The sequence below is a fragment of the Pseudoflavonifractor sp. An176 genome (assembly GCF_002160435.1).
GTDB classification, from domain to species: domain Bacteria; phylum Bacillota; class Clostridia; order Oscillospirales; family Oscillospiraceae; genus Enterenecus; species Enterenecus faecium.
This window is the reverse complement of sequence record NZ_NFKO01000020.1, coordinates 16,710-37,442: the sequence shown is the minus strand read 5'-3', so window position 1 is coordinate 37,442 and position 20,733 is coordinate 16,710. Positions and strand designations below refer to the sequence as shown.

Here is a 20,733-nt window from a genome sequence, read left to right as displayed (position 1 = left end):
CGTTGACCACCACGGACTCCACATGATAGTAGGCGTCGGGGGTGATGGTGAGGGTGAAGGACTCGCCCTCGGTGACAGCGGTGGTGCCAGCGGGAGACACGGTGCCGCCGGCATTGGCGGTGACGGTGACGTTGCAGGTCTGGTAGTCGATGTTCTTGGGGGTGATGACCAGCTTGTCCAGCTGGGGAGACTTCTTGGCGGGGCCGGTGAACACCAGGGTGCCAGCGCCAGCCTCGGTGACCTCGATGTCAAAGGTGACGGTGTGGGTGGCGGTGGCGCTGTCCCCGGCGCCAGCGGAGACGGTGCCGGAGGTGATCTTACCGTCCACCTCGCTCCAAGCCAGGGAGTTGTTGGTGTCGCCGCTGCGGTAGGTGGCGGTGACGGTGTAGGTGCCGGTGCGGTCGGCCACATAGGGGAAGGAGATGGTGTCGTTCTGGTTCAGGCAGTTGACGAACTTGCCGTGGCTGGCCCAGCTGGCCTCAGAGACCTGGAGGGGCCAAGCCTCGCCCTCGCCGGTGTTCTTGAGAATGGCGAACTCAGCTTCCACGGTATAGGTGGAGTTGGGCTGCCAGGGGAAGGGCACGGGGTCGTCAGCAGAGTACTGCTCACGCTCCACCAGAGCGCCCTTGGCGGCCTGGATGGCGGCCACAGCCTGGGCCATAGCCTCCTGGTCGGCGTCGGTGGAAGCCAGCAGCTCCTTGCCCTGGGCCACGGCCTGGGCGTAGGCGTCCCAGCCGGAGGAGTACCACTCGCCCAGAGTGCCCTCGGCCTCATTCACCAGGGCCTCCAGCTGCTCGCGAGAGGCGGAGTCCATATCCTTGATGGTGACGGTGGCGATGGGGTTGAAGCCCAGGATGACGTCCTTGTCGGCGGAGGACAGCTCGATGGTGAACTCCCGGTCGCCGGTGATGTTGGTGTTGCGGCGGGTCTCCACCGGAGCGGTTTTCTCGGTCTCACCGGGCTGGAAGGTGACCTCGGTGTTCAGCTCGGTGTTGAAGTCATCCTGAATGGCGGAGCCGGGGTTGGGGGACAGGCGCACGGTGACCGGCTCGTCGCTGGTGCCGCCCACGCGGACCAGCTTGACGTCCATGCGCTGGTCCTCGTTCATGGTGTAGCGGCTCTCCTCGATGCCGATCATGCCCTTGCCGCCGTTGTTGATGGTGTAGGCGGCCTCAATGCCGATGGCCTTGGAGGTGACCCGCAGCTCCAGGGTGTGCTCGCCGTCGGCCAGGTCCTCGGAGACGAAGATGTACTGACCCAGGGCACGGGCGGAGGCGTTGGTGTCGATGGTGGACACCTTCTCGCCGTCGATGTAGATGTCAGCCTTGCCGTGGTTGGGGTCCTTGGTACCCAGCAGGTAGATCTTGGAGCCGGTGAAGTTGACGGTGAAGGTAGCACCGGCGTTGGCCCACTTGTTGGTGCCGCCGATGAACTGGGAGCCAGTCTCGTCGGTCCAGCCGTTGGAGAACTGGAAGGCCCCATTCTTGATGTCGATGACGTCCATGCCGTCGGGGGCGGCGCCGGAGAGCTCAAAGCCCTCGCTGGCCTTGTACACGCCCACCTCGCTGATCATGGGCACCTTGCCGTCGGGGGTGGACACGGTGATCCGCACCTGGTCGCCCCGGACGGCTCCGGTGCGCACCAGACGCTTGGCGCCGATGGTCTGGCCGGACTGCATCTCGTGCCACTCGCCGCTGGCATCGCGATACTCCACTTTGTAGGAGTTGATGCGCTGGCCGTTCTGGATGGCCTCTTCCACGCTCACCACGTCGAAGCTCTTCACGCCGCCCAGGTCGATGAGCAGGGTGCCCTCGTTGGTGCCGTCCTCGGTGGTCCAGTAGGTGGCGTCGTTGCCGTCGATGGTGTTGCCGGGCTTGTAGGCCACGTCATTGCCGCGGACGTTGGTGGCCTGCACGGAGGTGGCCAGGTTCTTCTTAAAGGTCTCCTGGACGTTCTGGCCGAACTCGGTCACACGGTCCAGAATGGCCTGGTCCACGGTGCCCTGGTTGTTGGGGGGCACGTTGAGCAGGAAGGTGCCGTTGTGGCCCACGGAGCGGAAGTACATCTCGCCCAGGGCGGCAATGGTCTTGGGGGTGTTCTTGGTGGTGCCCCAGAACCAGCCGGAAGTGATGCGGGCGTCACACTCAGGCACGGTCCACTGGTTGCCGTTTTCCAGGCCCACGGTGTAGCCGCCCTGAGAGCCGCTGTTGATGGTGTTGTTGTCGTAGTTCACCATGGACTTGGACCAGGTGTCGTCGGCGGCGTAGCCGTTCTCGTTGCCGATCCAGCGCACGGTGGTGTAGGCCTCAGCGCCGAAGAGCATACAGTCGGCCTCATAGCCGGCCTTCTTGCCCTCGTTGCTCTGAATGGTGTTAAACCACTTCTGGAAGTCGTACTCCTGAGCGTTGGCGCCGGAGCCCTTGGCGCCGTCCATCCACACCTCAATGAAGTGGCCGTCGTTGCCGTACTTGTCGTTGCCCAGGATCTCCTGGAGCTGGTTGTTGTAGTACTCGTTGTAGTCCAGCACGTCGTTTTCCTTGCTGGTGGGGTTGCCGTTGGCGTCGTAGTAGCCGTAGCTGTCGTCGTGGATATCCCAGGGAGACAGATACAGGCCCATGTTCATGTCGTACTTGGTGCAGGCCTCGGACAGCTCAGCCAGAATGTCGCCCTGGCCGTTCTTGTAGCTGGTGTTGGCCACATCGTACTCGGTGTAGGCACTGTTCCAGATACAGAAGCCGTCGTGGTGCTTGGCGGTGACGATGAGCATCTGGAAGCCGGCGTCCTTCAGAGTCTTGACCATGGTGTCAGCGTCGAAGTCGGTCTCCAGCTTGAAGATCTCATCGGGGGTCTTGTCCCCGTAGTGCTCGCCCCACTCGATCTCGTTGAAGGTGTTGGGGCCAAAGTGGCAGAATGCGGACAGCTCTGCCTTCTGATACCAATACTGATTGGCGTTGGGCAAAACGGTGTCCGGGGTGGGGGCTGGGGTGGCGTTGTCGGTGAGAGACGCATCCCCGATGTAGGTGGGCTCTGCGGCCCAAGCCATCGGGAAGCTGGTGCCTACCACAGTAGAGGCCAGCATGGTCCCCGCCAAAGCCAGAGCCAAACCGCGCTTAGCAGGACGTTTTCCTTTCATGTACATTCCTTCCTTTCATACGTGCGGCGCGTTGTGGGACACGCACCGTTTTTCATTTATATCATACCATACCCCACTTGCCATCGGTACATGTTCTTGTGCGAAATCCCAAATTTGTGAGGTTCGGCAGATTTAAGTATAATTTTTTGTAAAAATTAGATAATATTTCTTCCAGAAACAGGGATTCCCTCTGTTCCCGTGGCGGACAAATTGTTTTGCATCTTGCACAACGCACATATCCCTGTTTCATGATTGACACTCCTTCTTATTACGGGTATACTAATAATAGAAAAGGGGTGCTGCCAGCAACGGCTGTCCCCCCGGGTTAAATCAGAGAAGTAACCGCATGGTTGGGAGCCGGGCGGTTACTTCCTTTTATTGAGCTGAAACAGCCCGATAATACCCACGATCAGCAGTCCAATCTGCACCAGGTCAGAAAACGTGACATACTCCATGAGTGCACCCCCTTTCAACCAGGGGGCAAGGAAGCACCCCCTTATGTAGATGAAGGGGGAACAACCGCCAAATGTGTGGCAGCACCTTATCTGGAGTATAGCAGACCTTGCCGCCTGTTGCAAGACAGCGCCCGTACCTGCCCCAATGTGAGGCAGGTACGGGCGTTTTTTATCCCACTTGATACACTTGTCGGTCGTGGAACTCCTGGGTCTTGCCGTCGTTCCAGTTCTGCACCGGGCGGTAGTAGCCGGTGATGCGGCTGTACACCTCGGCGGGCTTGCCGCAGTGGGGGCAGGTGAACTGCTCCCCGGGCAGGTATCCGTGGTCGGCGCACACCGAGTAGGTGGGGGAAATGGTGTAGTAGGGCAGCTTGTAATTTTCAGCGATTTTGCGCACCAGGGCGGCGGCGGACTGCCAGCTGGGCAGTTTCTCCCCCAGGAAGGCGTGGAACACCGTGCCGGAGGTGTAGAGCACCTGGAGCTGGTCCTGGACGTCCAGGGCGGCGAACAGGTCGTCGGTGCACCCCACAGGCAGGTGGGAGGAGTTGGTGTAGTAGGGGGTGCCGTGGTCGTTGGCGGTGCGGATGAGGGGGTATTTCTCCTTGTCGTGCTTGGCAAAGCGGTAGGTGGTGGACTCTGCCGGGGTGGCCTCCAGGTTAAAGAGGTCCCCATACTGCTCCTGGTAGTCGGACAGGCGCTCCCGCATGTGGGTGAGCACCTCCACGGCGAAGGCCTGGGTGTCCGGGTGGGTGAGGTCGTGGTGCAGCCAGGGGGCGTTGAGGCCCACCTCGTTCATCCCCACCAGGCCGATGGTGGAGAAATGGTTGCGGAAGGTGCCCAGATAGTGGCGGGTGTAGGGATACAGGCCGTTTTCCATCAGCTGGGTGATGACGGTGCGCTTGGTGTGCAGGGACCGGGCGGCCAGGTCCATGAGGTGGTCCAGCCGCTGATAGAACTCCTCCGGGTCCTTGGACAGGTAGGCGATGCGGGGCAGGTTGATGGTCACCACCCCCACGCTGCCCGTGGACTCGCCGGAGCCGAAGTAGCCCCCGGACTTCTTGCGCAGCTCCCGCAGGTCCAGCCGCAGGCGGCAGCACATGGAGCGCACGTCGGAGGGCTCCATGTCCGAGTTGATGTAGTTGGAAAAGTAGGGGGTGCCGTACTTGGCGGTCATCTCAAAGAGCAGCTTGTTGTTCTCCGTCTCCGACCAGTCGAAGTCCCGGGTGATGGAGTAGGTGGGAATGGGGTACTGGAAGCCCCGGCCATTGGCGTCCCCCTCAATCATGATCTCCAAAAAGGCCCGGTTGACCATGTCCATCTCCTTTTTGCAGTCCCCATAGGTGAAGTCCATGAACTTCCCGCCCACAATGGCGGGCTGTCCCGCCAGATCGGGGGGCACGGTCCAGTCCAGGGTGATGTTGGTAAAGGGGGCCTGGGTGCCCCAGCGGCTGGGGGTGTTCACCCCGTAGACAAAGGACTGGATGCACTGTTTTACCTCGTGCTGGCTCAGATGGTCCACCCGGACAAAGGGGGCCAGATAGGTGTCGAAGGAGGAGAAGGCCTGGGCTCCAGCCCACTCGTTTTGCATGATGCCCAGGAAGTTCACCATCTGGTTGCACAGGGTGGACAGGTGACGGGCGGGGGACGAGGTGATTTTCCCCGGCACGCCTCCCAGACCCTGATAGATGAGCTGTTTCAGGGACCACCCGGCGCAGTACCCGGTGAGCATGGACAGGTCGTGGAGGTGCAGGTCTCCGTCCCGGTGGGCCTGGGCCACCTCCTGGTCGTAGATTTCGCTAAGCCAGTAGTTGGCGGTGATGGCCCCGGAGTTGGACAGAATGAGGCCCCCCACCGAGTAGGTGACGGTGGAGTTCTCCTTCACCCGCCAGTCGTTGATGCGCAGATAGTTGTCCACCAGCTCCTTGTAGTTGAGGAGGGTGGACGAGGCGTGGCGCACGTTTTCCCGCTGCTTGCGGTAGAGAATATAGGCCTTGGCCACCTGGTCATACCCCGCCTGGATGAGCACCACTTCCACGCTGTCCTGGATGTCCTCCACGGCGATGAGGTCGTTTTGAATCTTGGGCTGAAAATCTGCCGTCACCCGCAGCGCCAGCAGCTCCACCACCTCCGGGTGGGCCTGCTGCCCCTGGGCCTCAAAGGCACGGGTCATGGCGGCGATGATCTTGCTTAATTGAAAGGGAACGGTGGAGCCGTCCCGCTTGGTCACTTGGTACATAGGCCACGCTCCTCTCTGTGTTTGCGGTTGCCGCCCTGCGGGCGGTGCTCTTTCATGATAGCACGCCCCCTGACGAAAATCAACATATATTGCTGTGTTATATTTTTGACACAAGATATTGTGTATTCAAGCGTGTCCCTGCCAGGGACGCTCCGCTGGGCCCCATTTCTCGCCGATGAGAAATGGGGGAAAGAATCGCCAAAGGCGGGGCCTTCCCCCGCCTTGTGGAATCCACCCCGCCGGTACGGGGCTGCCTGATGCGTCTTTCTCTTCTCGGCCCTGGTCCGGTGGGGTCACATAGATAGACTGTCTTTCTACAGAATGCACCTGCTTCTCTGAAAAATGCTACTTCTACTCCCAGGGCCTCACCCTGGTGAGCCGCTGTTCCCAGCGATCGGTGGCCTGGCTGACGGCGGCGGGAACGCCGCTTCTCCAGGGAAGGCCCGGAGGTGGAAACCGCCCAGCCATAGGGCCAGCTGCCATAGTGGCCTGGTGTGGTGGCAGTGGCAGGAGCCACAGCAGGGGTAACGGGCCGAACATAGGCTTGACATATTTACAGCCTCGTACCCCAGGGAGGTCCTTAGGGGGGAACGCCCTAAGCGGGTTTTGGTTCCTTTTGCCCGCACAAAAGGAACCCCCAGCGGGGAGCGTCACCCTTGACAACCCGGCCCCGCCCGTCTACCATGAATGGGAGAACAAAAAAGGGGGAATTGCCATGACCATCGATGGATTTCAGCCCATGACCCTGCTGGACTTTCCCAACAAGGTGGGGTGCACCGTATTTTTGAAGGGCTGCAACTTCCGCTGCCCCTTCTGCCACAACGCCACCCTGGTGGAGCTGGAGAGGGAGCAGTCCGCTCCACCCCTGGCGCTGGAGAAATTCCGCGACTTTCTCCAACGGCGGCAGGGGCTGCTGGACGGGGTGTGCGTCAGCGGCGGCGAGCCCCTGTTGAATCCCCAGCTGCCCCAGCTGCTGGAGCTGGTCAAGGGCCTGGGCTATCTGGTGAAGGTGGACACCAACGGGAGTTTTCCACAGCGGCTTGTGGAATTGTGGAAATCTGGCCTGGTGGACTACGTGGCCATGGACATCAAAAATAGCCCCGCCCGGTACGCAGAGACCGTGGGCGTGCCGGGGCTGGACCTCTCCCCCATCCGGGAGAGCGTTTCCTGGCTGCTGGAGGGCCGGGTGGACTACGAATTTCGCACCACCGTGGTGCGCCAGTTCCACGATGCCCAGTCCTTTGCCCAGATTGGGCCCTGGATTGCCGGGGCCAAGCGGTATTACCTCCAGACCTTCACCCACCGGGACACGGTGCTGCGCCCGGGCCTCTCCGCCTGGGACGGGGAGACCATGGAGGGCTTTGCCGCCCAAATGCGCCCCTATGTGTCAAACGTCGAAGTGCGTTGAAGGGGGTCGAACGGTTCCATCTTTACATTTTGTATCAAACAAGGTATGATGTTACCGACAATTTATGACCTTCTCCCGCCCCAAGCGGGGGAACTGTTCGAGGTGACAATATGGAAATCAAACGCATGCAACTGGGCATGATTCAAACCAACTGTTATATCTTCTGGGACGAGAACACCCTGGACTGCGCCGTGGTGGACCCCGGCGACGACGGGGAGCAGGTGGCCGCTTTCATCCAGGGCCGTGGCCTGAATCCCGTGGCCATCCTCCTCACCCACAGCCACTTTGACCACATCCTGGGCATTCCCGGCCTGCGCTCTCAGTGGCCCAACCTGCCCGTATACTGCCACCCGGCGGATGTGAACCCCAACGAGACCACCACTTCCCTGTTCGGCACCACCTTCCCCAGCGTCAGCTCCTTTGGGAACGTGCTGCCCTACCAGGAGGGGGACACCGTGCCCGTAGGCGGCCTCACCGTCCATGTGCTCCACACCCCCGGCCACACCCCCGGCGGCGTGGTGCTCCAGGTGGAAGACGCCCTGTTTACCGGAGACACCCTCTTTGAGGGCTCCATGGGCCGCACCGACCTGGAGGGTGGCAGCGAGACTCAGCTGCTCCATTCTCTCAAGCGCCTGGCCCAGCTGCCCGGGGACTGGCGGGTGTTCCCCGGCCATGAGGGCTCCTCGACCTTGGAGCGGGAGCGCACCACCAACTTCTGCATGCTGGAGGCCATGAGACGGGGATGAAGCTGTATTTGGTGGGCCACCAGTACCAGTACGCCGTGGAGCAGATGATGATGACCCTGTTCCCCGGCCAAAAACCCGAATATCCCGACACACCACCCACCTGGGACCAGTCCATGGCCCAGGTGGAACTGTTCACCCGGGGGCATGCCGTGGTGGCCCATGCCAAGTTGTGGTGGGACGGGGGTGTGTACGAGGCCCAGCGCAGCGAGCCGGAGACCAACCTCACCGGCGGGCTGGAGGACGACCGGGTGCGCCAGCGGGTGATTCGCCTGGCTTTCTACGACGCCGGAGTGGCCGCCCTGGGCCAAGAGCCCCCCTGGGGGGCCCTTACCGGGGTGCGCCCGGTGAAGCTGCCCACCCGCCAGATGGTGGCGGGCGACACCCCCCAGCAGGCTCGGGACACCCTGACAGAACTCTACCGGGTCAGCCCCTCCCGGGCGGACCTGGCCATGGACTGTGCCCACGCCGCCCTGTCTGTCATCCGCAGCCTGGAGCCCAAACAGCTGTCTTTGTATGTGGGTATCCCCTTCTGCCCCACCCGGTGCGCCTACTGTTCCTTCATCTCCGCCGACGTGAAGGGGGCTCTGGCCCTGGTGGAGCCCTACGTGGACGCCCTGTGCCGGGAGATTGAGGAGGCCGGGGCGCAGCTCAGAGCCCACGGAGTCACCGTCAAGACCGCCTACATGGGAGGCGGCACCCCCACTACCCTGTCCGCTGAGCAAATGGACCGGGTGCTCACTCACATGGAGCAGCACTTACCTCTGGAGGGGTGCGTAGAGTTCACGGTGGAGGCGGGCCGCCCCGACACCATTACCCGGGAAAAGTTGGAGGTGCTGAAGGCCCACCACATCCACCGCATCTCCATCAACCCCCAGACCATGGAGGACTCGGTGCTCATCGAGATGGGCCGGGCCCACACCGCCGCCCAGATCGTGGATGCCATGGCATTGGCCAAGGACGCCTACGGCGGCATGGTAAATATGGATTTGATTGCAGGCCTGCCCACCGACACGGTGGAGGGCTTTGCCCGCACCCTGGAGCAGGTGGTGGCCATGGACCCCGCCAACATCACGGTCCACACCCTGGCCCTGAAAAAGGGGGCCAAGCTCATGGAGGAGCAGGGCAAGCTGTGCACGCCCCAGGAAGTGGCGGACATGCTGGCCTATGCCGAGAACACCCTGCGGGGGGCGGGATATGTGCCCTACTACCTGTATCGGCAAAAGTACATGTCCGGCTCCTTTGAAAATGTGGGCTGGGCTAAGCCGGGGTGCGAATGCGCCTATAACATCATCATGATGGAGGAGCTGCAGTCGGTGCTCTCCCTGGGCGCCGGGGGCATCACCAAGCTGGTGAATCCCGCCACCGGGAAGATTGACCGCCTGTCCAACCCCAAGTACCCCAAGGAGTATTTGGAGAGCTGGGAGCGGATCTGCCAGCATAAGGCCCAGGCGGCGGAGTTTCAGGCAAAACTTTGAATTCAGGCCCTCGAAGTTGCATTGACTTTGGGGGCTTTTTTCATGCTTGTAAGCCTGGAGAACGCGCTCCCCGCTGGGGGTTCCTTTCTGCTGCCAGAAAGGAACCAAAGACCACCAAAGGCGGGGCCTTCCCCCGCCTTGTGGAATCCACCCCGCGGTACTGGGTGTCCCTGCGTCCTCCTCTTTTCGGCCCTTGGACTGGTGGGGCCACATAGATGGCATGGAACTTCTACAAAACATACCTACTCCTCTGAAACATAATCCGTCTACTCCCAGGGCTTTACCCTGGTGTGCCGCTGTTCCCAGCTATCGGGGGCCCGGCTTCCGGCGGCGGGAACGCCGCTTCTCCAAGGAAGGCCCGGACGTGGAAACCGTCCAGCCATAGGGCCAGCTGTCCAAGGTGGCCTGGTGTGGTGGCAGAACTAGGCGCCACAGCAAGGGTGACGGGCCGAACATAGCCTTGACGCAGGGGCGACCTCGTACCCCAGGGAGGTCCTTAGGGGGGAACGCCCTAAGCGGGTTTTGGTTTCTTTTGCCCGCCCAAAAGAAACCCCCAGCGGGTAGCGTCCCCACCAGGCTGGCAAGCCGGAAACAGGGACGGTTAGACGGTCAACCCCTGACTCAGGGGGAGCCTTTGGCCGGGAGCGTCCCCGGCTGGGGCGCTGGTCTGCGCCTGAGAAATCGGAGAAGGACAGGTCTCCAGAGAAAGAGGAAAAAAGCCAATGGTTTTCTTTGAAGAATTGAGAGAAAACCATTGACAACGCCCCCAGGCGTTGATATAATGTCAAAGCCGCTTTGAATGGGACATAAGTGAAGTTTCGAGCTTCCTCCCCCGACAGCGAGCCCGTAATAAAGGAAAGGCAGGTGCAAAGTATGCACGCAATCATCGAGACCGGCGGCAAGCAGTACAAGGTGACCGAGGGCGACGTCCTCTACATCGAGAAGCTGGATGCCGAGGCCGGTAGCTCCATCACCTTCGACAAGGTTCTGGCTGTCCTGAACGGCGACAGCGCTACCTTCGGCGCTCCCGTTGTGGAGGGTGCCTCCGTCACCGCCAACGTGGTGAAGAACGGCAAGGGCAAGAAGGTGCTGGTCTTCAAGTACAAGCCCAAGAAGAACTACCGCCGTCGTCAGGGCCATCGTCAGCCCTACACCAAGGTGGAGATCACCAAGGTCAACGCCTAATTTAGGAGGCGCCATATGACCACCGTCACATTCCACGCAAGCAATGGCCGTATGGACGGCGTTGTGGTGGATGGACACAGCGGCTACGCCGATGCCGGGTCCGACATCGTCTGTGCCGCCATCTCCTCTACCGTGGGCCTTCTGGAGTGCACTTTGAATGAGGTGCTGGGTCTGGGAGCGCCGGTAAAGGTCAAGGAGGAGGAAGCCCACCTGTCTCTGCGGCTTCCTACTGGCCTGAGCCAGGGAAATGAGCACACCAGCCAGAATTTGATGGTTGGCTTGATGGTCTATCTCCAGGCTCTGAGCCAGGAATACCCCGACAATCTCATCGTTCTGCTGGACGATGATGACGAGGACTGAGGTCCTCAATCAGCCTTTAGAAAGGACGGTAACGACTTATGCTGAAGATCAACATCCAGCTCTTCGCTCACAAGAAGGGCGGCGGCTCCACCAAGAACGGCCGTGACTCCGAGTCCAAGCGCCTGGGCGTGAAGCGTGCCGATGGTCAGTTCGTTCTGGCCGGCAACATTCTGGTTCGTCAGCGCGGCAGCCACATCCACCCCGGCACCAACGTGGGTAAGGGCTCCGACGACACCCTGTTCGCCCTGGTGGACGGCAAGGTGAAGTTCGAGCGCATGGGCAAGGACCGCAAGAAGGTCTCCGTGTACGAGATCGCTCAGTAATGCTGTTAAAACGTCCCGGACATAGCTCTTGTCCGGGACGTTTTTGTAATCCCACAAAATGCACGCATTTTGTGGGAGCTTGCAGCCCGCTGCATGCATAATTGGGTCAAAGGGCGACCCAATTCCACACTGGCGGGCTCCAGAAGTGTCTTTTCCCATGCGCATGTCCTGGGAAAAGACGTGATTTTAATTTATTTCCCCGCCTGGAGGCGGGGAAACTCTGCCGAGGGCTTTTTGACCTGGGCGCTCAATCGAAATCTGTGCCGCAGGCACACCATACTTCTTCATTATTCATTATTCGTTATTCACTTTTTTCGAAATGGAGGTGCCTACCATGGCCAATCAATTCATTGATACCGCCCGAATCCTGGTGCGGGCCGGGGCGGGCGGCGGCGGCGCCGTCTCCTTCCACCGGGAGAAATACGTGGCCGCTGGCGGTCCCGACGGCGGCGACGGCGGACGGGGCGGCAACATCGTCCTCACCGTGGACCCCCACATGTCCACCCTCATGGACTTCCGCTATAAGCGCAAGTATGTGGCCGAAACCGGCATGAACGGCAGCGGCAAGCGCTGCACCGGCAAGGACGGGGCGGACCTGGTCATCAAGGTGCCTCGTGGCACCGTGGTGCGGGACGCCGAGACCAAGGAAATCATCTGCGACATGTCCGATGACAAGCCCTTTGTGCTGGCCAAGGGCGGCAAGGGCGGCTGGGGCAACCAGCACTTTGCCACCCCCACCCGCCAGGTGCCCCGGTTTGCCAAGGCCGGCCTGCCCGGCCAGGAGCGGGACGTCATCCTGGAGCTGAAGCTGCTGGCCGATGTGGGCTTGGTGGGCTTCCCCAACGTGGGCAAGTCCACCCTGCTCTCTGTGGTCACCCGTGCCCAGCCCAAGATCGCCAACTACCACTTTACCACCCTCTTCCCCAACCTGGGCGTGGTGCCCATGGAGGAGGGCCGCTCCTTCGTGCTGGCCGACATCCCCGGCATCATTGAGGGTGCCGCCGAGGGTGCCGGTCTGGGCCATGACTTTTTGCGCCACATTGACCGCTGCCGCCTCCTGATCCACGTGGTGGACGTGTCTGGCAGCGAGGGCCGGGACCCGGTGGAGGACTTCGACACCATCTGCACCGAGCTGGAGCAGTGGTCCCCCGAGCTGGCTTCCCGCAAAATGCTGGTGGCTGCCAACAAGGTGGACGTGATGGAGGACCCCGAGCTGCTGGAGCGGCTGCGGGCCCACGTGGAGGCCAAGGGCTGCCGTCTCTTTGAGATGTCCGCCGCCACCCACCAGGGCACCAAAGAGCTGATGTACGCCGCCGCCGACGAGCTGGCCCACCTCCCCCCCATCCTGGTGTTCGAGCCCACCTTTGTGGAGCGTCCCCCCGAGGTGGACACCTCCGCCCCCCTGGAGATTACCCGGGACGACGATGGCACCTGGCTGGTGGACGGGCCCTGGCTGCGCCAGCTCATGGCCAACGTCAACTTCTCCGACTACGAGAGCCGCAACTGGTTCGACAAGCGGCTGCGGGAAGCGGGCGTCTTCGACCAGATGGAGGCCAAGGGCGTCACCGACGGCGACCTGGTGTGCCTGTACAATCTGGAATTCGAGTATCAGAAGTGAGAAAAACACCCTGGAAGCGCCGCTTCCAGGGTGTTTTTTAGTGCGCATGTTCGTCAATAAACCGGGGTTCCAGCTTGGAATAGACAATTTTCTGGCTGGAGTACAACGAGAACTTGCCGCTGAGCAGGTAGCTGAGGGCACAGGCCAGGGCGAAGAACAGAAGCCCCTCACTGCCGAACAGCTCCACACTCAAAAAGATGCTGGCCAGGGGGCAATTCACCACGCCACAAAAGAGTGCAATCATACACACCGCCGCCCCAAAGCCCGGGTCTACCCCCAGCAGCGGGGCCACGGCACAGCCGAAGGTGGCCCCCACAAAGAAGGTGGGCACGATCTCGCCGCCCCGGTAGCCCGCCCCCAGGGTGAGAGCGGTGAGCAGCAGTTTCAAGGCAAAGGCCCAGGGCACGTGCACGGTGCCCTCATCCACCGCCAGGGCGATGATGTGTCCCCCTGCCCCGTTGTAGTCGCCGCTGCCCTCCAGGAGGCTGATGGCCACCACCAGCACGCCGCCCACCACGGCCCTCAGATAGGGATTGCGGAAGGTGTGGGCGTACCAGTGCCCGGTCTGGTGCACCACCACGCAGAAGGCGATGGCCAGCAGGGCGCATCCCACGCCCAGCACCCCGATTTGGACCAGGGACGCCGCCTCCAGGGTGGGAATGGCGGACAGGGTGTAGTGCTCCCCTTCCACCCCCAGCAGGACGGTGACCCCCGTGGACACCAGGGCGGTGAGCAGACAGGGGAACAAGGCGGAGTAGTGGACGATACCCACGCTCACCACCTCCATGGCAAACACTGTGGCGGTGAGTGGGGTGCCAAACAGGGCGGCAAACAGGCCGCTCATGCCGCACATGACCTCCACATTCATCTGGCGTTCCCCCAGGTGCACCCGCTGGCCCACCTGGCAGGCCAGACTGCCGCCAATTTGCAGGGCTGCCCCCTCCCGGCCCGCGCTGCCGCCGGTGAGGTGGGTGAGCACCGAGCCGATGAAAATGAGTGGGGCCAGGCGCAAGGGTGGCCGCTGGCCGGAGCGCACGCTGGCGATGATCTGGTTGGTGCCGCTGTCGTTTTCCATGCCACAGACCTGGTACAGCCACACAATGGCCAGGCCCGCCAGGGGCATACACAACAGCAGCCAGGGGTGCTGCCCCCGCCATGCGGTCACCAGAGTGATGGCATGAGAAAAGGCGGACCCCGCCGCCCCGCATACCACACCCGTGAGGGCCGCCAACACGGTCCAGTGGACCCAGGCCCCCGCCGTGGGGCTGACCCTGCCCCAGAAATTCCTCACTTTTTCTCTCATATCCTCCCGCCCTTTACGGTTACATTGGTAATTTCGATTATATTCCCCCCTCCCTGCACTGTCAAGGGCGGGGGGAGCAAACCGCTCCCCCCGCCCGGGGTATGTGGGTTCAGCCGCCACGGGTGAAGGTCACTTCACCCAGACTGACGTTGCTGAAATCCATATTTAACTTGTCGCCGTCCAAAGTGTAGGGGGTGGCCCCATCGCTGCCCGGCTCCGTGTCCTTGTCATCGGAGGTGTACATCTGATTCCCCTCCAGCCGGTACTGGCCCTCCGTCTGAATCTGCTGGACTACGGAGGAGCTCAGATTGCCCATGCTCTGTTCCATCAAGTCGGTGAAGCTCTCCCGGTCCATGCCGGACTGGGCCAGGGCCTCGTCCACCGTCATGTCGGTGATGCCCTGCTCCTTGAGCATCTGCTCCATGTATACCATGGTGGCATCCACCGACTTCTGAATCAGCGCATCCATGCTCTCGTCCAGCTTCTCCTGGTCCACCGTCATGATATAGGTGTTGTCGTCCCGGAACTCCATCTCCAGGGGAATGTAGAAGTTCTCTAGCTCCAGCTCGTCGGCGATCTCGGGGGCGGTCACCCGTATTCCCTCCACCACCTGGTCCATCACATCCACCTGGCCGGACCAGGCGCCCACCAGGTCCTCCTTGGGGTCGTTGCCGCCGCAGGCGGCCAGGGTCAGAGTCAGTCCTAAGGCCAGAGGCAATGCCATCCATCTGTGTTTCATGGTTCATAACTCCTTTCCTCGTCTCTCTTGGGCGCATAGCTGCGCTTTTTGGTTCCATCATATCATACGTGTGCATATCTTTCAAGCAGGGCCCAGGATGTTACAAATTTTTTGGATTATTTGACGTGATTTGTCTGGAGAATTTGGCGGTTTTGCCCCGGATTTTCGCGGTTGCTGCCGGTTCAACCGCTCTTTTTTGGCCCGAGTTTCTGCCATATGGAGGATTTTTCCGGCTTTTTGTAGCCAGAGGGTTCCTGTGCTGCCTGGGGCAAAGAAACTTTGAAAAATTTTTCACAACCCCCTTCCATTTGGCTGGAATGTGATGTATAATAGCCTTGCGCAAACGCGATCATCCAATTTTATAAGGAGTGATACCAATGAGCATTAAAGTAGGTATTAACGGTTTTGGCCGTATCGGCCGAATGGTTTTCCGCGCCAGCATCAATCATCCCGAGATCGAGATCGTGGGTATCAACGATCTGTGTCCCGCTGATTACCTGGCCTATATGCTGAAGTACGACACCATGCACGGCCACTTCGAGGGCGAGGTTTCCGCCACCGAGACCGGCATCGTTGTCAACGGCAAGGAGATCCCTGTCTTCGCCGAGCGTAACCCCGCTGACATTCCCTGGGGCAAGCTGGAGGCTGAGTACGTTGTGGAGTCCACCGGCCTGTTCCTGACCAAGGAGAAGGCTCAGGCTCACATCGACGCCGGCGCCAAGAAGGTCATCATGTCCGCTCCTTCCAAGGACGACACCCCCATGTTCGTGTGCGGCGTCAACCTGGACGCTTACACCTCCGACATGACCTTCGTGTCCAACGCTTCCTGCACCACCAACTGCCTGGCCCCCATCGCTAAGGTGCTGAACGACAACTTCGGCATCAAGGACGGCCTGATGACCACCGTGCACTCTGTCACCGCTACCCAGAAGACCGTTGACGGTCCCTCTCTGAAGGATTGGCGCGGCGGCCGTGCTGCTACCGGCAACATCATCCCCTCCTCCACTGGCGCTGCTAAGGCCGTGGGCAAGGTTATCCCCGCTCTGAACGGCAAGCTGACCGGTATGTCCATGCGTGTTCCCACCCTGGACGTGTCCGTGGTCGACCTGACTGTCAACCTGGAGAAGCCCGCCACCTACGCTGAGATCTGCGACGCCATGAAGAAGGCTTCTGAGGGCGAGCTGAAGGGCGTTCTGGGCTACACCGACGAGGACGTGGTGTCCAGCGACTTCCTGGGCGATTCCCGTACCTCCATCTTCGATGCCAAGGCTGGTATCGCTCTGACCGACACCTTCGTGAAGGTCGTGTCCTGGTACGACAACGAGATGGGTTACTCCAACAAGGTTCTGGAGCTCATCAAGCACATGTACTCCGTGGACCACAAGTAAGAAAACCATTTCAAAGGGCTCTGCTTCGGCAGAGCCCTTTTTTGCGCTTTTTTCGCCCCTCTTACCATTTCTTTACCAAACCCTGGTGACAGTTTATACATGGGTTTGGTAGATTGTGTCTACCAATGACGATCAAAGAGGGAGCGAGTGGGATATGAAGGGAACACGTCGGATATTGCTGGCCGCAGCCATTGTGGTGGTGTTGCTGGCGGGCATCGCCGCGGCCTATCGGCTGGGGACCATGCAGTCTTCCGGTATGGCCCTGGACCCCAACGCCCAGGCCTGGGAGCCCTCGGCTCTAGTGGACAACTCCCAGGGCTCCGGCACCAAAATCCCCGGTTTCGGCACCGTGGTGTTCCCCGCCGGAGAGAAAAATGTGCAGATCACCCTGTACAACCCGGAGGAGAACGACTGCATCTTTGTCTATACCCTGTCACTGGCCGGAGAGGATACCCCTCTGTATGTCTCTGAGGGCATCGAACCGGGAAAGGCGGTTCAGGAGATCACCCTGGACCGGGCCCTGGAGGAGGGGGAGTACACCCTGGAAGTGCACGTCCAGCCCTACGACCGGGAGACCGGAGCGGCCAAAAATGACGCTGTGGTGTCTGCCGACCTCATTGTCGCCTCGTAGACAACCGCCGCCAGTTTTTTGCTGCGGTTGACATATACATCACACTTCTAGGAGGAACTCACCATGAAAAAGGCCCTTGCTACCCTGATGGCCGCCACCATGTGCTTCTCTCTGGCCGTTCTGCCCGGCTTTGCCGCCAGCTTTGACCAGAACAGCACCGAGGCCATCGGCACCACCTTCAGCTTCGACTACAAGAACGACCCCACCTACACCGTCACCATTCCTGACGCTGTGACCATGGACAAGGACGGCAGCGATGTGAACATCGTGGCCGAGAACGTGGCCAACCTGGACGGCAAGAAGATCTCCGTCACCATCGCCGGCACCGATCAGTTCCGGGACCAGATGCGCATGGAGGGCAAGACCGAGGACGGGAAGACCGGATATACCCGCTACCAGTTCATCCTGGAGGATGGCACCGTGGTGGAGACCGCTCCCGACAATGCCAACGGCACCGAGCTGGTGTCCTTCACCGACAACGGCACCAAGACCTTCCAGGTCAAGCCCGTCATCAGCTTCTCTTCCAGCCAGTACAAGGGCGTGCTGTACACCGGTCAGATGACCTACGGCATCTCCCTGGTGGACGCCGAGTAATATTTCTCATAAGAAAACAGGGTCCAATGTCCGCAAGGACATTGGACCCTGTATCTTTTGTAGGAAATCAGGCCAGGCTGTGCTCTTCCAGCCACACCATGAGGGTGGGCTGCCCCCGGCGGATGCGGCGGGTGCGCACGTGGAACACCACCAGCGTCAGGGCGGTGAACACCACCAGCCACACCCCCAGATACACCAGGCATCCCGTAATGTCCTGGCCTCCGGCAATGGCGCTGCGGAAGGCCCGCACGGTGTAGGTGAAGGGCACCCAGCCGTTGAGGGCGGGGACGAAGGAGCCGGACAGCTCCAGGGGATAGGTGCCCACCGAGCCCGCCAGCTGGAGCACCATGAAGATAAGCATCAGGAAGCTGCCCACCTTGCCCATCAGGCAGGTGAAGAAGTACATCACCGACATGAAGGTAAGGGCGGCCACCAGGGCCACCAGCACCGTGCGGCCCCAGTCCACGGGCTGGAACCCGTTGAACAGGTGGAGGCTGCCCAGCATCACCAGGGCCTCTGCAATGGCCACGGTGTACAGCACCGAGGCCTTGCTCCGCCACCAGGCAAAGCCGCTTTTCAGCTCGCCGCTGTACTGGGTCAGGGGATACATCAGGCTAAAGGCGATGCAGCCCACCCACAGGGCCACCGACATCATGTAGGGGGCCATGCCGTGGCCGTTGTTGGGCACCTGGGTGAGCTGGCTCTCCTGGGTGTCCACCGGGGCGGCCATCATGTCCGCCACCTCGTCTCCCGTGTTGGTGTCGGCAATCTCCTGAGCGCCCTCGGCCAGTTTGTCCTGGAGGGTGGCCGCTCCGTCCTCCAGGGCCTTTGCCCCGTCGGTGAGGGTCTGAGCCCCCTGGTGCAGCTGCCCGGCGGCGTCCTGAATCTGCACCGAGCCCTGGGTGAGGGCGTCCATGCCTTCCGTCAGCTGGGCCTTGTTGTCCATGAGCTGGCCAGCGCCGTCCACCAGACTCTGGGTGCCCTGGTGGAGCTGGGCAGCGCCCTGATACAGCTTGTCCACCCCCTGGGTGAGGGCGGGAAGCTGGCCCTGCATCTGGGTCACGCCCTGGGACAGCGTCTCACTGCCCTGGGCCAGAGTGTCGAGGCCCTGTTGCAGCTGGGCAGCGCCGGAGCGCAGGGGAGCGGTGCCCTGGTCTTTCAGCTGTCCGGCCCCCTGGGCGGCCTGAGCAATGCCCTGGGTGAGGGCAGGGGCCTGCTGATTGAGCTGGCCCAGCCCCTGGGACAGCTGACCTGCCCCCTGTTGCAGCTGGCCCACCAGGGCTTGCAGCTGCTGCGTGCTCACCTGGCCGCTCTGGATGGCCAGGGACAGCCCCTGTAGCCCCTGCTCCAACTGCTTGGCTCCTTGGGCCAGGGCCTGGGCGTTCTGGGGCAGATCGGCGGTCTGGCTTTGCAGGGTCTGGAGGCCCGCCAGGAGGGCCCCCAGGCTCTCATCCACCTGGGCAGCGCCCTGGGATAGGGTGCCGCTGCTGGACGCCGCCTGACCGGCTCCCTGGGCCAAATTCTGGGCTCCTGCTTGCAGCTGCTCCACGCCCTGGGTGAGGGGCTGGGTGGCCTGTTGGAGCTGGCCCAGCCCGTCCTCCAGCTGCTTGGCGCCGTCGTTGAGGGCTCCGCTGCCCTCTGCCACCTGGGTTACCCCCGCCAGATACTCGCCCAGGCCCTGGCTCAGCCGCTGGGAGCCGTCCACGAAGGTGAGGGAGCTCCCTGCCAGCTGCGCCAGATAGTCGGTGAGGGACTGGGCTCCCTGGGTGAGGGTGTTTGCCCCGTCTTTCAGCTCCCCGCTGCCGTCAGCGGCCTGGGTCATGCCGTCTCCCACCACGCCGATCTGCTCCAGCATGGTGGTGGCGTAGGTGCGGGTCACTTCCTCCCGCACTCCCAGCTCCATCTCCTTCATGGCGCTCTCCCCCAGCTTGGAGGCGATGTAGTTGGTGCCGGGGTTGGTCTCGTACTTCAGCTCCATGGTCTGGGGGTGGGCCTCGGTGATGGAGGCGGCCCGCTGGGAGAAGTCCTCCGGGATGGTGATGACCATGTAGTAGGTGCCGTCCGCCAGCCCCTCCTGGGCCTCCTCCTGGCCCATGAAGTGGAAGTCCAGGGAGGCGTCCTCCTTCAGGTTGTCCACCAGGGACTGCCCAATGTCATAGGTCTCGTCCTCCACCGTCACCGGCTGGTCCAGATTTACCACCGCCACCGGCAAATGCTCCACATTCCCGTAGGGGTCCCACATGGAGCCCAAAAACAGGGTGGTGTAGATGGTGGGAATGGCGATAATGGCCACCATCACCACCAACAGCAGCGGATTGTGCAGCAAACGCTTCCATTCTTGTCGTTTCAACGTCAAACCCTTCCTTCCAGGTTTTGTAGACATGGTGTCTACTATACATCTCAGTATTGTGATTTTTTACAAGAGGCATTATACTGGAGGGGATGAGACAACACAACCGACAATTGGTCGGCGTTCTGTGGATTACTAGACAGAGTGACGACAGAATGTCCATTGTTCAAAAAAGATTTACAAGACAGGAGGGGCTTGGGATGGAGCGGAAACCAGACCGACGGGTGCGGCGCACCCGGGCCCAGCTGCGCCAGGGGTTGGCCCAGCTGATGGGGGAGAAGAGCGTCAACGAGGTGACGGTCACCGAACTGGTGGATTTGGTGGACATCAACCGCTCCACCTTCTATCTCCACTACCGGGACATTCCCCACATGCTGGAGTGTGTGGAGCAGGAGCTGTATGAGCAGATTCGCCACGCCATGGAGCAGACGCTGACCGGGCGGTTTGAGGGGGACACCCTGGCCTTTTTGGAGGATGTGTTCTCCATCCTCTTTGCCAACCGGGACATCTGCGCCGCTCTGCTGGGCCCCCGGGGGGACATTGGCTTTCTCCACCACATTGAGGAGATGCTCTCCCAGTACATTCTCACCCCCTTGCAGCGCACCCAGCCGGATGTGGCCTATCGCTACACCTTCTGCGTGGCGGGGGGCATGGGCCTCATCAAAGACTGGCTGTCCCGGGGCTGCCCCGAGTCCCCCCAGGACATGGCCCGGCGCACCGACGACCTCATCGCCGGGGTGACCCACCGATAAAAAAGACCCCCAGGAGCCCGCCAAATGGCGAGCTCCT

General features: G+C 61.4%; 16 protein-coding genes. 11 read left to right on the top strand and 5 right to left on the bottom strand.

Going from position 1 to position 20,733, the window contains the following annotated elements; genetic code table 11:
* Together B5F12_RS08620 and B5F12_RS08615 are read right to left on the bottom strand one after the other, a co-directional pair.
* Positions 1–3,133: alpha-L-fucosidase (locus tag B5F12_RS08620; protein ID WP_242954928.1), on the bottom strand; the 3,133-nt coding region annotated here is incomplete at its 3' end.
* Positions 3,134–3,757: 624 nt separating this feature from the next.
* Positions 3,758–5,824, bottom strand: a complete 2,067-nt coding sequence (locus B5F12_RS08615) for a ribonucleoside triphosphate reductase (RefSeq protein ID WP_242954927.1) — start codon at positions 5,822–5,824, stop codon at positions 3,758–3,760.
* 715 nt (positions 5,825–6,539) lie between these two features.
* Between B5F12_RS08615 and B5F12_RS08610 the strand changes: the two genes are divergently transcribed.
* The 7 genes from B5F12_RS08610 (at position 6,540) to obgE (ending at position 12,939) form a co-directional block, all read left to right on the top strand.
* On the top strand, positions 6,540–7,232 hold the full coding sequence (locus tag B5F12_RS08610) for an anaerobic ribonucleoside-triphosphate reductase activating protein (protein ID WP_087233281.1): 693 nt from the start codon (positions 6,540–6,542) through the stop codon (positions 7,230–7,232).
* 110 nt (positions 7,233–7,342) lie between these two features.
* Positions 7,343–7,978, top strand: coding sequence for an MBL fold metallo-hydrolase (locus tag B5F12_RS08605; RefSeq protein ID WP_087233278.1), 636 nt, complete (start codon positions 7,343–7,345; stop codon positions 7,976–7,978).
* A complete protein-coding gene (hemZ, locus tag B5F12_RS08600) occupies positions 7,975–9,453 on the top strand; it encodes a coproporphyrinogen dehydrogenase HemZ (RefSeq protein WP_087233275.1) in 1,479 nt (492 codons plus the stop codon). Before B5F12_RS08605 ends, hemZ begins: the two co-directional genes overlap by 4 nt.
* 873 nt (positions 9,454–10,326) lie before the next feature.
* On the top strand, positions 10,327–10,638 hold the full coding sequence (gene rplU / locus B5F12_RS08595; protein ID WP_087233272.1) for a 50S ribosomal protein L21: 312 nt from the start codon (positions 10,327–10,329) through the stop codon (positions 10,636–10,638).
* A 15-nt stretch (positions 10,639–10,653) separates the two neighbouring features.
* Positions 10,654–10,998: a ribosomal-processing cysteine protease Prp gene (locus B5F12_RS08590; RefSeq protein WP_087233269.1), complete on the top strand. Its 345-nt coding sequence runs from the start codon at positions 10,654–10,656 to the stop codon at positions 10,996–10,998.
* A gap of 38 nt (positions 10,999–11,036) precedes the next feature.
* Complete coding sequence (gene rpmA / locus B5F12_RS08585) at positions 11,037–11,321, top strand: 50S ribosomal protein L27 (protein WP_087233266.1); 285 nt, start codon at positions 11,037–11,039, stop codon at positions 11,319–11,321.
* Between the two features lie 334 nt (positions 11,322–11,655).
* Complete coding sequence (gene obgE, locus B5F12_RS08580; protein ID WP_087233263.1) at positions 11,656–12,939, top strand: GTPase ObgE; 1,284 nt, start codon at positions 11,656–11,658, stop codon at positions 12,937–12,939.
* A gap of 37 nt (positions 12,940–12,976) precedes the next feature.
* Here the strand turns inward: obgE and B5F12_RS08575 are convergent, their stop codons facing one another.
* Both B5F12_RS08575 and B5F12_RS08570 read right to left on the bottom strand, forming a co-directional pair.
* The gene (locus B5F12_RS08575) at positions 12,977–14,242 is read right to left on the bottom strand and encodes a chloride channel protein (RefSeq protein WP_087233260.1); all 1,266 of its coding nucleotides are present in this window, start codon (positions 14,240–14,242) and stop codon (positions 12,977–12,979) included.
* A gap of 109 nt (positions 14,243–14,351) precedes the next feature.
* Entirely contained in the window at positions 14,352–14,981 is a 630-nt protein-coding gene (locus B5F12_RS08570; protein ID WP_087233257.1) for a hypothetical protein, read from the bottom strand.
* A 377-nt stretch (positions 14,982–15,358) separates the two neighbouring features.
* Between B5F12_RS08570 and gap the strand changes: the two genes are divergently transcribed.
* The 3 genes from gap (at position 15,359) to B5F12_RS08555 (ending at position 17,594) form a co-directional block, all read left to right on the top strand.
* A complete protein-coding gene (gene gap, locus B5F12_RS08565) occupies positions 15,359–16,369 on the top strand; it encodes a type I glyceraldehyde-3-phosphate dehydrogenase (RefSeq protein WP_087233254.1) in 1,011 nt (336 codons plus the stop codon).
* A 154-nt stretch (positions 16,370–16,523) separates the two neighbouring features.
* On the top strand, positions 16,524–17,000 hold the full coding sequence (locus tag B5F12_RS08560) for a hypothetical protein (protein WP_143482365.1): 477 nt from the start codon (positions 16,524–16,526) through the stop codon (positions 16,998–17,000).
* 63 nt (positions 17,001–17,063) lie between these two features.
* Positions 17,064–17,594, top strand: coding sequence for a hypothetical protein (locus B5F12_RS08555; RefSeq protein ID WP_087233245.1), 531 nt, complete (start codon positions 17,064–17,066; stop codon positions 17,592–17,594).
* A gap of 67 nt (positions 17,595–17,661) precedes the next feature.
* Here the strand turns inward: B5F12_RS08555 and B5F12_RS08550 are convergent, their stop codons facing one another.
* On the bottom strand, positions 17,662–19,944 hold the full coding sequence (locus tag B5F12_RS08550; RefSeq protein ID WP_158096787.1) for a YhgE/Pip domain-containing protein: 2,283 nt from the start codon (positions 19,942–19,944) through the stop codon (positions 17,662–17,664).
* A gap of 200 nt (positions 19,945–20,144) precedes the next feature.
* On the opposite strand from B5F12_RS08550, the gene B5F12_RS08545 reads away from it, so the two are divergent.
* On the top strand, positions 20,145–20,696 hold the full coding sequence (locus B5F12_RS08545) for a TetR/AcrR family transcriptional regulator (RefSeq protein ID WP_087233240.1): 552 nt from the start codon (positions 20,145–20,147) through the stop codon (positions 20,694–20,696).
* Positions 20,697–20,733 lie beyond the last annotated feature (37 nt).